Source organism: Saprospiraceae bacterium (assembly GCA_016717265.1).
Lineage (GTDB): Bacteria > Bacteroidota > Bacteroidia > Chitinophagales > Saprospiraceae > Vicinibacter.
Map to the genome: position 1 here is coordinate 2,839,193 of JADKFX010000001.1, position 15,823 is coordinate 2,855,015.

11 protein-coding genes are annotated in these 15,823 nt (G+C 33.0%); 4 read left to right on the top strand and 7 right to left on the bottom strand.

Going from position 1 to position 15,823, the window contains the following annotated elements; genetic code table 11:
• Window positions 1-5: 5 nt before the first annotated feature.
• The 4 genes from IPO86_11180 to IPO86_11195 all read right to left on the bottom strand — a co-directional run bounded on the left by IPO86_11180 (window position 6) and on the right by IPO86_11195 (window position 5,586).
• Entirely contained in the window at window positions 6-1,244 is a 1,239-nt protein-coding gene (locus tag IPO86_11180) for a hypothetical protein (protein MBK9728672.1), read from the bottom strand.
• A 94-nt stretch (window positions 1,245-1,338) separates the two neighbouring features.
• The gene (locus IPO86_11185) at window positions 1,339-2,229 is read right to left on the bottom strand and encodes a nucleotidyltransferase (GenBank protein MBK9728673.1); all 891 of its coding nucleotides are present in this window, start codon (window positions 2,227-2,229) and stop codon (window positions 1,339-1,341) included.
• 105 nt (window positions 2,230-2,334) lie between these two features.
• The gene (locus tag IPO86_11190; protein MBK9728674.1) at window positions 2,335-3,888 is read right to left on the bottom strand and encodes a DUF1501 domain-containing protein; all 1,554 of its coding nucleotides are present in this window, start codon (window positions 3,886-3,888) and stop codon (window positions 2,335-2,337) included.
• Between the two features lie 18 nt (window positions 3,889-3,906).
• Window positions 3,907-5,586, bottom strand: coding sequence for a DUF1800 domain-containing protein (locus IPO86_11195; protein MBK9728675.1), 1,680 nt, complete (start codon window positions 5,584-5,586; stop codon window positions 3,907-3,909).
• Between the two features lie 286 nt (window positions 5,587-5,872).
• On the opposite strand from IPO86_11195, the gene IPO86_11200 reads away from it, so the two are divergent.
• From IPO86_11200 to IPO86_11210, 3 genes are read left to right on the top strand one after another with little or no spacing between them, the layout of a single operon-like run.
• A complete protein-coding gene (locus IPO86_11200) occupies window positions 5,873-6,877 on the top strand; it encodes an NAD(P)/FAD-dependent oxidoreductase (GenBank protein ID MBK9728676.1) in 1,005 nt (334 codons plus the stop codon).
• 30 nt (window positions 6,878-6,907) lie between these two features.
• On the top strand, window positions 6,908-7,225 hold the full coding sequence (locus IPO86_11205; GenBank protein MBK9728677.1) for a 2Fe-2S iron-sulfur cluster binding domain-containing protein: 318 nt from the start codon (window positions 6,908-6,910) through the stop codon (window positions 7,223-7,225).
• Window positions 7,226-8,116, top strand: a complete 891-nt coding sequence (locus IPO86_11210) for an EamA family transporter (GenBank protein ID MBK9728678.1) — start codon at window positions 7,226-7,228, stop codon at window positions 8,114-8,116.
• A gap of 76 nt (window positions 8,117-8,192) precedes the next feature.
• Here the strand turns inward: IPO86_11210 and IPO86_11215 are convergent, their stop codons facing one another.
• Window positions 8,193-9,053, bottom strand: a complete 861-nt coding sequence (locus tag IPO86_11215) for a mechanosensitive ion channel (protein ID MBK9728679.1) — start codon at window positions 9,051-9,053, stop codon at window positions 8,193-8,195.
• A 130-nt stretch (window positions 9,054-9,183) separates the two neighbouring features.
• Here IPO86_11215 and IPO86_11220 point away from each other — a divergent pair, with 130 nt between their 5' ends.
• Complete coding sequence (locus IPO86_11220; GenBank protein MBK9728680.1) at window positions 9,184-10,596, top strand: inorganic phosphate transporter; 1,413 nt, start codon at window positions 9,184-9,186, stop codon at window positions 10,594-10,596.
• On the opposite strand, the gene IPO86_11225 is transcribed toward IPO86_11220, so the two are convergent.
• Complete coding sequence (locus IPO86_11225) at window positions 10,589-12,529, bottom strand: OmpA family protein (protein MBK9728681.1); 1,941 nt, start codon at window positions 12,527-12,529, stop codon at window positions 10,589-10,591. The two genes, IPO86_11220 and IPO86_11225, sit on opposite strands and share 8 nt — an antisense overlap.
• A 92-nt stretch (window positions 12,530-12,621) precedes the next feature.
• Window positions 12,622-15,705: a protein translocase subunit SecDF gene (secDF, locus tag IPO86_11230; protein MBK9728682.1), complete on the bottom strand. Its 3,084-nt coding sequence runs from the start codon at window positions 15,703-15,705 to the stop codon at window positions 12,622-12,624.
• Between the last annotated feature and the right edge of the window lie 118 nt (window positions 15,706-15,823).

Below are 15,823 nucleotides of genomic sequence, written 5' to 3' on the forward strand. Positions count from 1 at the left end.
TAAAATTAAAGTACAAAGCTGATTTTTTGCTGCCCTGAACTTATAAATATTAAACCAACAAAATTTAATTGTTTTAAATCAAAATACTTAATATTTGATTGCATCATAATTCTACCTAAGGCATCATAAATGATATATTTTTTTTGTTCAGAATTAATAAGTTTGAAATCAACAATACGAAGAGATTCATTGGTTTTAAAATGAACTGCTTTGATTTCAGATTGAACAACTGATAAGTCTTCCAGATAAGTTTTTATTCGATAATAATACGTATCTGGTTCAAATAATTGATTTTTAAAATATTGATATTGACCCTTTAAGTTATTAATATTCGCTATTTGTTTCCAGTTAGTATTCTGTGTCTTTTGTTCAATTTCAAAATATTGAATTGGAATATCTGAATTAAATGACCAATATAATTTTACAATATCCCCCATTAAATCAATTTCAAACGCTTCGAAGGTAAAAGCTAATGGTGCCTGAATATTTTCTACACAGGTTTGAATCTCTAAAAAATCTTCAATGACTTGCAAACTTGCTGTATTCCAAGGCCTTGAAGCAATTGAATTCATAATATTCGGTTCCGTGTTATAATGATTGGAATTACAACTATGACCTATCCATTCGTGGCTCGATAAATCCACATTTGAATTAAAATTGGATACAAACCCTACCAGTGCTATTGCCGGTGCACATAAAACACCTAAAAACGAAACACCAACATTGGTATAGTGTCCGGTATATAAAATATAATTATCATCGTTTCCTGGAAAACCATTTATATCTAACCAATTTGTAAAATTGATCAGGGTTTCAACTGTACTAATCCCATACGAAAACGGTGTTGCTCCATCAAAAAAAACAAAGTCAATGTCAGTTCCAAAATCCCAATTGGGTGCAGAGGAATCAAACATTCCGCGAATACTATCTACTAATACCTTAAGATAATTTACAACACTGTCATTCTTATTGTAAGAACCTGTCCGTTTGCGTTCGTAACTTGTATCAACATAAATATGCAATTCAAAATTGCCATTATTTGAACGACTTTTTAAATGATCTTTTAGTGAACTATAAAATTGAGAGGTATAGGATTCTATTTGACTTTTATATTTATCCGACTCACAAATTATATCATTACTTAACTTGTTTTCAGGACTTAAAATAGTTTGAGAAAAGGCTACAAACTGGCAGAATATAAGAATTGATAAAACTTGAAATTTAAATTGAAACGCTGGCTGCATAAAAGACTTCAAATTGCATTATATCATGCAAATTAAAATCAAATATAAAGCACATATTATAAAAATTCAAATATTTAAAATGAATCGGTATAGATCATAGTTTAAAAGGATACTTCCCAGCTTCAATTAATTTGTTAAATGCTATTGCAACCATTTCTTTATCTTCCTTATAAGTTACGCCAATCCAGTTAGAATTTGAATGTAAAACATTCACTTTTAGGTTATTATGATCAATTTGAAACTGAATTAATTCTGGAATATAAAATTCTGAATTTTCAGTATTTTGATGTTTTCTAAGAAATTCGATAAAAAAGTGTTCTGCCCAATTAAAATAAGAATTCTGAAAGCCCCACATATTCATCGAGACCAATGTGTCTGGCCGTAAAATATGCTTAGCTTCATCTTGTAAATAATAAATCACTTCATCCCGAATTATATTTTTACATTCTATAACCTTGGACAAATATCCTTGTTGATTTATTTCACAAACTCCTCTATTAACTGCGCCATAATCTGACAATGTGTTTTGTAGAGAATAAGCTACAACGGCGTAATTATTTTCTTGATTCAAATAATTATAAAGAACATGCATCGCATCTCTGCCATAAAAGTCGTCAGCATTAATCACACCAAAGGGACCATTTATTGCTTCTTTCGCCACCCAAACTGCATGGCCGGTTCCCCAAGGTTTAGTTCGTTGGACAGGACAGCTAAAACCCATAGGAAGTATATCTAATTCTTGATATACAAAATCCATCTCTATTTTATCGCTCCATCGATTTTCCATTCGGTTTATAAAATCGATTGCAAAAGATTTTCTAATTACGAAAACGATCTTTTCAAATCCGACTTCAATTGCATCAAAAATTGAATAATCTATAATCGTTTCCCCATTAGGTCCAAAAGAGTCAAGTTGTTTAAGTCCACCGTAACGGCTCCCCATGCCGGCAGCTAATACTAAAAGGCTAGGCTTTTTAACAGTCATTGTTTTAAAATATGGTGCAATATTAAGCTACTTCAACAATAGGAACAAAAAAAAACTCATGCAATACTTAAACTGCATGAGCTTTCTTTAAAAACTTAAATTATTCTATAATTTTATAAGCGCTTTTGTTTTCTGGGCACTTTCTGAAGCAATTCGGATAAAATAATTTCCGCTTTGTAAATCAGATAGATCCATATCAATTACATGAGCTCCCCTCAGCATTCTACCAGATTGTAAGACTTTGATTTCAGAACCAATACTATCAAATACGGTGACCCTAATATACTCATCGTTACTTTCAAATTTAATCTGTGTAGATTCTTGAGCTGGATTAGGATAAGCCTCAAAACTTAATGCAAAATCCCTATCGTAATCGCTTACTGATGTAGGTGAGCATCCTTCGATTACCGGTAATTTCTGAAAATCTTTAAATAAAATCTGACTTACGACTGCTGGTTCTACTTCGAACCAATCTATCAATATAGAAGCATAGACAGATCTAAAGTCATATTGCATTGCTACGCCTTCATCATTTGTTACACTTGCATTAATTGTTGGATTATTACCAAGAATCCCTGGATTTACACAATTACCAAATAAAAACATTGGTGCAGCAGAACCATGATCACAACCTGTAGAATCATTTGCTTTGATACGTCTTCCGAACTCAGAAAATGTCATACCAAGCACTCTTTTTTGATTTCCAGATTTTTCGATTTCAGTTTGGAAACCAGCAATTGCATCAGATACTTGTTTTAATAAATCAGCATGGACACCAATTTCATGATCCGCAGGATCACATTGATTTGCATGCGTATCAAATCCTCCTACTTGAACTACATACACTTTGGTTTTCATGCCCCCTTTAATCAATTGAGCAACAATATTTAGTTGATCTAAGAGCCGATTCCCAGTTGTGGCAATGGTACCTCCAGCATTTGTAAAAGCATCTTTTATAACATCTGTATAATCATTTGTTTGCTTTAATGTTTCCATCAAATATTTCAACTCATTTCCATAATTAGTTGCTGGAATTGATGAAGGAAATGCAGGTTCGGCTATCTGTGCTAAAGTTGCAGGATCATTAATCGCAAGACTAAAATTTGCTATTGGCCCCTGGCAAGTTTGGGAAACCAACGAACCTATAGTTATTGCCAGAGGGTCTGGAACTTGAGCGCTAGGATATCCGGTAGGATAATCTGCATGATTTTGCACATAATATCTACCTAGCCATCCTGTAGTTTCTACTTGTTCTGCACTGGATCCTGAAGTCCAAATATCTGTTGATCTAAAATGCGATCTATTTTGATTAGGATAACCAACAGATTGAATCAATTTAACTTTAGCAGCATCAAACAAACTCTTTAGACTTGTCATCGAAGGGTGCAAAGCAAGATCATCCCGCAATTTTAGACCAAGACTTTCTTTGATCATTATTTTACTTCTCGCAATTGCTAAATTTGAATATTGATCTAATGGTAACACCATATTTAAACCATCATTACCTCCAGTCATTTGAATTAATACCAGGATTTTGTCATTTTCCGGACTTACAAAATCTAAAAATGAATTTCTGGCTACAGCACTAACTGGAATACCATTTATAAGCATGGGCACAGTGGCCAGTGAACTTACCTGAAGAAAGGTCCTTCTTTTCATATAGAACGATTTTTTAGATTAACTTAAATAATATTCAGGCATAGATAATAAGGACACAAACAGCGGTTTAAGCCTTGTTTCAACGACTGTTTTTGCTTGTGCATTTGTTGGATTTGAACTGTAATTATTCCACATCGTAGCCCATTGAGCTTCCGTATTGGTGCCTAATAATTTATTTTTTAAAAAATCTAATTGATTTTGAAAAATAGTTTGAGGCAACAAATGTGTGGTAATGTCTGATATTAACTTCGTTGCATCCGCAGGATTTGAGAATGCACTAACATATGCAACAAGGTCTAATCCAAAGAGTCCATTTGCATTTCTTATTCGAACTGTTTTAGTAGCCATTCCGGATGTGAATGTATTGCGGATTGGAAGGGTTACAGAATTTACCCAAATTTCATGAAAACTTGGCTCTTGATAATAAGGAGTCCATCCAGCTACACTTGGAATATCAAAATACACTTGTTGCATACCCATAGTACCACGGTATAAATAGAGGAATACATTATATTTTTCCTCAAGATCAGTGGGCGGCTTAAACTTCATTGTTTTTAAAGTATTAAACACAAACTCATACGGAGGGCGAATCATAGCGCCCAATGCCTCTTGAGTATAGAAATGATCGCTGGCAAGTAATGCCCGAACTACAGGCGCAATATCAAAGTTGTTTGCAGTTAAAATATCCGCAAGTCCATTTACGATATCTGTTTCAATACTTGCATTTACTTTATAATATACAAAATAACGATACAATTTTCTGCAAATAAAAGTCGCAGCTTCTGGTTTTGTAAAAATTGCATTAATTACTTGCTTGTATTCATCCTTACCTCCATTAGAAATACTGATACCAGGAAATCTTGCAGATAATAGTTTTACGGTCGTATCATGAAGGTTAGGATTAAAATCAGCATAAGGGTAAAAAGATTCATTTTGTCTGTCTGATTTAATTACCCAACCCGTAAGTGCTTTCGCAAAAGCTAATACATCTATTTCCGTAAATGTGGTATAATCTCCAGGGCCTGCTAACTCCCCTTTTCCTAAAGTAAATAACTCCATTAATTCTCTGGCAAAATTCTCATTAGGAGCTATTTTCGTATTTTGAACCCCATTTAGATAAACCAGCATGGCTTTATCAACGGTTATAAGTTCTGTTAGTGCTTTAAAATTTCCTAGGCAATTGGATCTAAGCAAAGAAATATATTCATAATTGTAACGAGGATCATAAACTTCAGAAACCACAAAATGATTATGCCAGAACAAAGTCATTTTTTCAATTAATGAAACGTTTTCATTGAAAATTTGCTCCATAAGCCAAGCTGTTAAAGAATTCTGCTTTGATTGGACATTTGCTTGAATTCCTGGATTCAATTTAGCTCTTACCCAAACATCCCCTTTATTTAGATCAGGATCATCCGGGGTATCCGTATAAATTACTGGTGCGGGTGGCAAAGCTTGTGACTGAAGCAATTTGTCAAGTGTTTTATCCAGACCATCTGAAACAGCCTGTAAAATCTGGTCGTGACTTGGGCCAAACATAGCTCTGCGCAATAAATGAGCGGCGTTTGCATAGTTCCAAGTACCGGCATATGGGCTTAACCCTGCACCCAAGGGCAAAGAATCTTCCTGTAACCGATTGCCAACTGTAGCGGCAGTCTCTACTCCGAGGAATTTTCTAATTGTGGTCCTTCTATCCATAAGACAACGAATTTTACTTAATGATTAAAAATTATTCAATTACATATAAGACTTCTCTTAAGTGTATTGGTTTAACAAAGATTATAAAATTTTTAACTATATTTTTCAATAATATTTGAACGCAAGCTGGATTTTCGATTTAATATAAACAAACAGCTATGAATTTGTGTGATCAATAATTCTATTTTGAAAGTAGGATGAAGAGGAATTGGAGACCAGAATACCAGGCAGAAATCCTTCAGATTCAATAAAAAGCTTAATTTTTAATTAGCTTTGCGGCGTTCTTATGAAAATTGTAACAGACATCGCTATTATTGGTGCCGGACCTTGCGGATTATTTGCAGTTTTTGAAGCTGGATTACTTAAAATGCGTTGTCATTTGATTGATTATCTGGCTGTTCCCGGTGGACAATTAGCCGAAATTTATCCTAAAAAACCAATTTATGATATCCCTGGATATCCAGAAATATTAGCAAAAGACTTGGTAGATAATTTAATGAAACAAATAGAACCATTTCATCCAGGCTTTACACTTGGTGAGCGTGCAGAGAACATTATTAAATTAGAAGATAGTTCCTTTGAAATAACAACAAATTTAAACACTACAATTAACGCAAAAGTAATTGCTATTGCAGGTGGACTTGGATGTTTTGAACCGCGAAAGCCTGAAATTGAGAATATAGAATACTATGAAAATAGGGGTATCGATTATATTATCAAGGATCCAATTAAATATCAAAATAAAAGAGTAATTATTGCAGGAGGAGGAGATTCAGCTCTCGACTGGTGTATTTATTTGGCAAATTTAACATCAGACCTAACATTAGTACATCGACGTTCTGAATTCAGAGCAGCACCAGAATCGGTTTCGAAAATCGAACAATTAGTAGCTGAAAAAAAACTAAAACTTTACCTTAGTTCTGAACTTGAAAAAATTAATGGCTTGCATAAATTAGAGTCAATAACAATAAAAACAAAAGAATCAGAAGTTATACTAGAAACTGATTATCTAATTCCCTTGTTTGGATTAAGTCCGAAACTTGGCCCGATAGCAAATTGGGGTCTCAATGTAGATAAAAATGCTATCGATGTTAATACTTTAGATTATAGTACAAATATTGATGGTATTTATGCAATCGGTGATATTAATAGTTATTCTGGAAAATTAAAACTTATATTATGTGGATTTCATGAAGCAACATTAATGATGCAATCTGCATATAAAATTGTAAACAAAGGAAAAAAACCAAGCTTTAAATACACTACTGTGACTGGAATAAATAGTATTTAATTCAATTCACTTTTAGTTGCAAGACCGCACATGGAGTTTATAAATATTTATATTCGCGATAGAAGTAAAACAGATCATATAATTGAACTTCCTAATGATCCTGCATATTCTCTCATGGAAATGCTACGCGCCGCAGAGCTTCCAATATTAGGTACCTGCGGAGGAATGGCGTTGTGCGCTTCCTGTCATATATACATTCTTTCAAGCCATAAATTGCCTAATAAAAATAATGCTGAAGAACAATTACTAGATTCACTTATCAACAGTAAAGAAAATAGTCGACTGGCTTGTCAACTTCATATCCATGAATCTTTAGATCAATTGATCATAGAAATTGCAGAACTCTAAATGCCAAATACGAATCCAAACCAAAAAGCTTATCTGGCATTAGTGCTCGTTTGCATTATTTGGGGAACTACATATTTAGTTAATAAATTAGGAGTAACCCAAATGCCACCTTTGTTTTTTACTTCTATTCGACAATTAATTGCAGGATCTATTTTAATTGCATTTCTTATTATTATCAAAGGTGAAAAATGGCCTGATAAAAATTTTTTATATATGCAAACCATCTTAGGCTTTTTATTAATAAGCTGTGGCAATGGATTAGGCATATTCGGACTTCAATATATTGATAGTGGAATTTCAGCAATACTTGCAACGTTCTCCCCTATTTTAATTGCATTTTTAATGTCCATCTTAAAATCTAGTCATTCCATTTCTCGATGGACTTGGATTGGATTATGTTTAGGCACATTAGGAATCATTATTATTTGCCTTCAAAAAATTGGGACACATCCTGGAAAGAGTTCTATAATTGGAATCTTATTTACGATGGCATCTGTAATTGCGTGGGCATTTGGTTCTGTTTATAGTAAGTTACATAAAAATACCTACCCTCCATTTATGTCTGCAGGCTTTCAAATGTTTATAGGTGGAATTCCTGTGTTTATTCTTTCCTTGATTATCGAAAAGCCCTTAGGATTTCAGATTGAACAAAGCCATTTAATGATCTGGGCATACACCATAATTATTGGATCACTGGTCGCATATTCCTGCTATATCTATGCATTAAATCACTTGCCTGTAACTTTAGTTAGTATTCATACTTATATTAATCCAATTATTGCTATTTTATTAGGAACCTTTATTTTAAATGAATCTCTTAATATTTACATTATCATTGGTGCACTTGTTACATTCACGGGTGTTTATATTGTTACCCGACACCGAAGCTGAGTGATTCAAATAATTTCTTAAATTTAAACAAATCACTTTCAATCATTTCATAAAAAGTATTATTGCTTGATCTGTTTTATAATGAGGCATCAAATACTTTGCGCTGGATCATTTTATGAATTTCATTTAATATATTTGCTTTAATTTCTTGCTCTAAAACCGGATCGATCCGAATTAATTTAAACTGAAGTTTATAACGCACTTCATCCTTTCCCAAATTGGCAATTCTGAAATTACTTGATTTCGCTTCATAATGCGGCGAATAAATATATAATACTTCATTAATTTTTGCTTCAATTTCAGCTTTAGATAAATTTACTGAATTTGCTATTATAAAATCTAAATTGTATTTCCTGATTTCCTTTTGTGTAAAATTTACAATGTCACTGTAATAGGCTTTGGTATTCGCAATATAGATAATATCATCTTCATCATTTTGCAATACTATTTTATGTATATTTAGATCAACAACTTTTCCTTTTTGATCCCCAATTCTAACATAGTCGCCGATAGCTAATTCTCTTGAAAAGCTAATATTAAACCCACAAATGACATCTGTAACTAGTTCTTTAGAAATAATTGCAATAGCTGCTGCCACAATACTTAGAGATGTTAGCAATTCATGAAAATGAAAGCCAAAAAAGCCTAATACCATAACTGCAACACCTATTCCACTCAGTAAGTAATATATATTTTGCAAACCAATAATTACATTGTCAGAATATTTATGTCCAAACTTTTTTCGTTTTCGATAAATAAATTGGCAAAAACGAATGACTAAATTTATAGAAGTCCAGAAAATAAGAAAACTAATCAAGGAATGTACTATACTGGAATTTGCTAATAATGACTTAAGTAATTCAGAGCCAAGCCCTTGTTGCAATGCAATCAATACTAACAGAACAACAATCTTGATGACAAATTTAAAAATATTCATTTTCGTTTAGTAAAATAACAAATTTGCTTAATTCGGTTTGAAATGTATGTTTTTGAAATTCAGCTATCTAATTGTTCAAAATCAGATAATCCGTGTAAATTTACGAAACCCTTATACTTAAACCATTCTTATGTTGGGAATTGATTTGGATATTCATGGAACTTTGGCAATTTTATGTATTCTATGCATTTTAACTGTCTGTATTTTTGAATTTGTTAATGGCTTTCATGATACCGCCAATGCGGTAGCCACCGTGATTTATACAAAAAGCCTTAAGCCTATACCGGCAGTCATTTGGTCTGGTATTATGAATTTTTTAGGTGTGTTGACCAGCTCTTATTTATTTGGAATGGCTGTAGCAAGCAAAATTGCTTCCCTGTTACCTCTTGAGTCTGTATTGTCTCAAAATATTAATGAAGCAATTGCTATGATCGTATCTGCATTAATAGGGGCTATTCTCTGGAACCTAGGGACATGGTATTATGGTATTCCTTGTTCTAGCTCTCATACTATGATTGGTTCCTTATTAGGAGTCGGCATCGTATTTTCACTATTACCTGAAAGTGGCAATAAGGTGGGTGTTAATTGGAGTGAAGCTTTAAAAATTGGAAATTCTTTATTGGTGTCTCCAATTTTTGGATTTACAATGGCAATTGCTCTTATGTTTATTTTAAAATCCTTTATAAAAGATAAAACGATTTTTAAAGAGCCAGAAAATAATGAGCCACCACCACCCTGGTTGCGATTTATTTTAATTTGTACCTGCACATTGGTCAGCTTTTTCCACGGTAGTAATGATGGGCAAAAAGGTGTTGGTTTAATGCTTATCGTACTAATGGCATTTATGCCGATTCAATTTGCGCTTTCCCCTGACTTTAAACCTAATGAATTTAAACAGACACTTTCTAAAATGAAGGAAAGTTTTAATCGAGAATCCACTTACAACTATGAAATGGAGCGCACATTATGCGCTAGTGCTGATAAATTAGAAAGATTTGAAAAATATATGGATGAACTGGATGTAACGCAAGGCCGCCAACTCATGATCGCTAGAAAGCAAATGAGTGTTCTTTCTAAAGAATTAAAAGTAATTTTAGCTGAACCTAATTTAATTAGTAAACCAGAAAATCAAAAGCTAATAAAAGAAGGTATTTATGAACTCAATCATTTTACATCTCACGTGCCTGCTTGGGTGATTTTGATTATTTCATTATCATTAGGAATTGGAACTATGGTTGGTTGGCGAAGAATTGTTGTCACTATTGGCGAAAAAATTGGCAAGCGACATATGACATTTGCTGAAGGTGCATCTGCTGAAATTGTAGCTTCAAGCACCATTGGACTTGCTTCTGGATTAGGTTTACCTGTTTCTACTACACATGTTTTATCTTCTGGAGTTGCCGGAGCTATGGTAGCGACAAAAGGCATTAAAAATCTACAAAAAGGAACTGTAAAAAGTATTATTCTAGCTTGGGTTTTAACTTTACCTGCAACGATTTTAATCAGTGGTGCTCTTTACTTAATTCTAAGACACATTATTTAACAATCTTAAAAGTAGTTCGTCTGTTTTTTTGATGCTGATCTTCCGTACAAGCATTGCATTCACAAGAAATGGCCATATCAAACTCCCCATACCCTTTATACTGAAGACGGTTTGCTTGAATCCCATTATTGACTAACCAATCTGTTGCAGATTTTGCTCGTTTTTCAGACAATTCAAAATTATAAACATCGTCACCTCTGCAATCTGTATGAGAACCTAATTCAATTTTTATACCAGGATTCGTAAATAATACCGTCTTTAATTTTTCCAATGCGGAGATTGCGTCTGCCCTTATTTCCCATTTATCAAAATCATAATATAATTCTTCCAAAATAAATTCTTCATCAAATACTATAGGTATCAATTCAACCTCAAGATCTAATATAAACAAACTATCTTTTGTTAACTCTGGTTGCACAGGCGTTGAAAATTTAAATTCCCGATTTAGATAATTTTTTCTCGATGCTAAAAATGTATAATTTTCGCCTGGTAATACTTTCAAATTAATTTTACTTCTGGATTTTGTATTAATTGAATTCTTAGATATTTTTTCTATTAAATCCACAGAGTCCAAAAATAATTTTTCCTTTTGCTTATAGGATTCATGACTAACAAATTGTATATTTAGCTGAACTTCCCATTGAAATTTTTTCTCCTTTTCTTTGGGTTTCAAATCAAGTCGTTTCTTCAATTCGACTAAATAAATCTCATCGTCATTAGTTTCATTACGATTTGAACTCAGGTACCCTTTTAAAAATACAGAATCATTCATCACAAAGCTAGTATCAATAAAATATCCAAAATCATCGGCCTCTGAATTTAGATTTGGTTTCAAATTAATTGCTGGTTGCCACAGTTGGTCTGTTGATTTATATGATTTGAAGATATCTAATCCTCCTAAACCAGGCCAACCATTGCTACTAAAATATAGAGTATCTTGATTCCAAACTGGAAACTTTTCGTCTAATGGTGAATTTATAGTCTCCCCTAAATTGATTGGTATGGACCAAGCATCATTACGTAAAAAAGTAACATATAAATCATATTGCCCGATTCCTCCGACAACATTCGAACTAAAAACCAGAATAGAATCTGATTTATGAAGCGCAGGATGCATTATATTACAGGACTCAAATCCAAAATCTAACCACTCAGCTTTCGACCAATTACCCTCTTTAAAACTAGCGTAAAATAGATTGCAATAATCTTGCAATTGATTTAATCCACCGCATCTCGTGAAATAAATGGTTTGCATTTTTGAATCAAAACAAAAGGAACCTTCATTTGCTGCTGAATTTATATTTAAATGGAAAGGACTTATTGTTTTATTCGTGCATTGCAAGATATCAGAATAGGATCTACCAGACCATGCAAATTTTTGATTTCTTCCTTTGTCTTCAGAAAATCGATCGGACACAAAATAAAAATTGCCTTTATTGTCGACAACTGGTGAGTAATCAGATCCCTGATCATTTAAAACTGCCAATTTTGTTAGTTTGAAATAATATTCATTTTGTTGACGTTTCCACTCAATATTTAATTTACAGATTGCAATTTCCTTACGATATTCAGAAGGGTTATCTAATTCTTGAGAAAGTTCCTGAAAAGCACTTATAGCTGCTTCATATTCTCCATTATTTTTTAAAGCATTTGCATATTCTTCCAATGCCTTCAATCCATAATTTAAATCATATGCTTTCTTAAACCATTTTAAAGATTGTTCAAAATCACTCACATATTTATAACATTGTCCAATCCGAAAAGATTGTAGAGCATTTTGCTTCTGATTGGTCGATTGGTTTAATTCCTCCTTATAAAAGAGTATCGCGACATTATACTGTTTATTTGAAAATGCCTGGTCTCCAGTTTTTACTTTAATTTGATAAGAACAAGAGGCAAGAAAAATAACAGTATAAAGTAAAAAATGTCTCATTTTAATATAACGCAACAAATATACTTATTGTATAAATAAAAACGCCTTTCAAATAGCTATTTGAAAGGCGTTTAATATTTTATATATTATGATTATACTTTGGCTACTTGTTTCGTTACTTTAGAAGTAACTTTTTTAGCTGCATAACGCAAATTCTTAGTAAAGTCAATTACTACAGGCATTGCTACACAAATAGATGAAAATGTTCCAATAATAATACCTACTATAATAGCGAAACAAAATCCTTTTGTACTAGCTCCTCCAAAGAAGAATAAGATTATAATCGTAAGAATCGTAGCTAAGGATGTATTAATAGTTCGCGATAAGGTTGTATTAATTGCTTCATTTACTAATTCCCGATCCGTCTTTTGACTATCCATACTTAAAAATTCCTTAATCCGGTCAAAGACTATAACAGTATCGTTCATAGAATAACCAATTACTGTAAGTACAGCAGCAATTAATGTTTGATCCACTTCCATTGAGAACGGTAAAATACCATGAAATAAAGAGAAGGCGCCTAATACAACGATGGTATCATGGAAAAGTGCCACAATTGCACCCAAACTGTATTGCCATTTATAAAATCTGAAAAAGATGTAAATAAAAATAACGAAGAGCGCAATAATAATAGATTTATAAGCACTTGACTTTATATCGTCGGCGATAACCGGCCCAACCTGACTAAAAGAAACAACATGTGTCCCTTTTGTATCATGATTCATAAATTGTTCATAGGTCAGATCATTGCCCAAAACTTCTTTTATGCCTTCAAATAATTTTTGATTTACTTTTAAAACTGCATCATCTCCAGATTCATTAATCATATAGGATGTCGTAATATTAAATGTATTCTTAGTATCCACACTTTTCACTACAGGATTCCCTTCAAATGTTTTGGTCAAAGTATTTCGGAGTACATCCGCATCGACTGCTCTATCAAAAGATACATTATAGGAATAGCCTCCTTTAAACTCAACACCTAATTCAAATCCCCTTGTAAAAAATGAAACAAAACTGATGATAATCAATACGAGAGAAAATATATAAGCATATTTTCTAAAGCCTACCCAATCCACTTTAATATTTTTAAATGCATGCGCTGTAAATTCGCTTGAAAATCCCATTGTTTTACCTTTCCCAGTCCACCAATCAACAATTAATCTGGAGACTAATACAGAGGTAAACAAAGAGAAAATAATACCAATAATTAAAACGATTGCAAATCCTTTAATGGGTCCAAGACCATATATAAATAAGACAACACAAGTCAGTAAATTGGTAACGTGAGAATCAATAATTGCTGAATAGGAGTTGAGATATCCGTGCTTTATGGATTCTAAATAGGATCTCCCTGCTGCCAGTTCTTCTTTTATTCGTTCATAAATAATCACGTTTGCATCTACTGCAATACCCATAGTAAGTACTAAACCAGCAATACCGGGTAAAGTCAAGACTGTACCAAATGAAGCTAGCGTGGCTAATATGAATAATACGTTTAGGAACATTGCAATTATAGATACAAAGCCTCCTCCTGTATAATAAACCACCATGAATAAAAGCACTAAGAAGAAGCCTCCTAGTGTCGACCAAAGGGATTTACTAATATTTTCTTTACCTAACGAAGGGCCAACTAAAGATTCCTGAACAATTTTAGTTTTTGCTGGTAATTTTCCTACTTGTAGAATATTTGCTAAATCTTTTGCTTCATCAATTGTAAAATTACCTGAGATCTGAGAGCTTCCTCCGAGAATAGGCTCTCTTACACTTGGGCAAGAAACGACTTCATCATCTAGTAAAATAGCGATTTCACGTTTATTGTCATTAGCAGCACGCGTTGTCAATTCACCCCATGCTTTTGCACCTTTATTATCCATAGCAAGGCTTACAACGACCTCCCCGGTAAGATTATCAGGATTTGCACTAGCCCGAACAATACGTTCACCATCAAGAGGAGCATTTGAGCTCCCTGGTTTCTTTTTTATTGCGTAAACACTATACGCTGTAGAAGCTTGTGCTTCATTAGGAAGTTTAAAAGGTTTTGCATCTATTTTAAACTCCAAATCTATAGGTAAAAATGGTTTTACTTCTGGCATATTTACCAATTCCAGGAATCGTTTCCGATTTGCTTTTTCAACGGTTCCCAAAATTGCATAACCCCCTGCAGCTGAACTGGCAGGCGTAAAAATTCTCAACAACGGACCTCTATCTAATGGTGTGTCTTGTTGTCTAATAGTATCTGTCCCGACTATACTTGAATCCAGCACATTTCCTAATGAATCTCTTTTGTACTCGATTTTGTCTTTTAATTTATATTCATCTTTTGCTACAGAAGAGGTATCACCCTTCTCAAGTGCTTTTAATTTTTTATCAACATTTACAATAGCTTCATAAACACCTGGATCAATATTTCTATAAATTTCCCAAAATTCTAATTTTGCACTTGCTTGAAGATATTTACGTGCACGTTCTGGGTTGTCAATACCTGGTAATTCCACGATAATCATATCGCGCGCTTTATCTAAAGATACATTGGGTTGTGTTACCCCTAATTTATCAATCCGATCTTTTAATCTTTTAAAGGTTAAATCAACCGTTTCATTTGCAATTTCACGAAGAATTCGGGCGACATCGATATCCGGAGTTTCAAACTTTATACGGTCTTTAATGGAAGCTCCTCTTGAAAAAATAGAAGCTAATTTTTTTCCACCAGATTCTTTTTGAAATTCTTCTACAAACAAACTGATATAATCAGATTGACTTGATTTCATTCTTTCTGTTGCCTTTGATAAAGCAGCTTTAAAAGCAGGATCTGTACTATTACCAGAAAGCGAGACTAAAAGTTCACTTAAATCAATCTGTAAAATAGTACTCATACCCCCTTTCAAATCCAGACCTAAAGCAAGTTGTTGCTTTTTTAAATCAGCATATGTATATTCCTTAATTAAAGGGATGCTGAATATTTTTAAACTAGAGACAGAATCTAAAAAATGAATCCTACCTGCTTTAATAGCAGCTGATTTTGAATTTTCATCTGTTATACCAATACCCTGTTCCTGAGCATACTCTTCCGCTTGTCGCTCTACTTTATTAGTAGGTATATAATAAATAAATTGAAGCAAACAAATAAACACAATAGCTATCAAAAGCCACTTAACAATTCCTTTTTCAGACATATAATAGAATTTCTATACTTTTTAAAAAACTCCGCAAATATAAAGTAAGAAAACCGAATAAACAGGCTTTTTGCAAATTAATAACATGCTTTTAAAAACAAATAAAAGTCCTATTAAG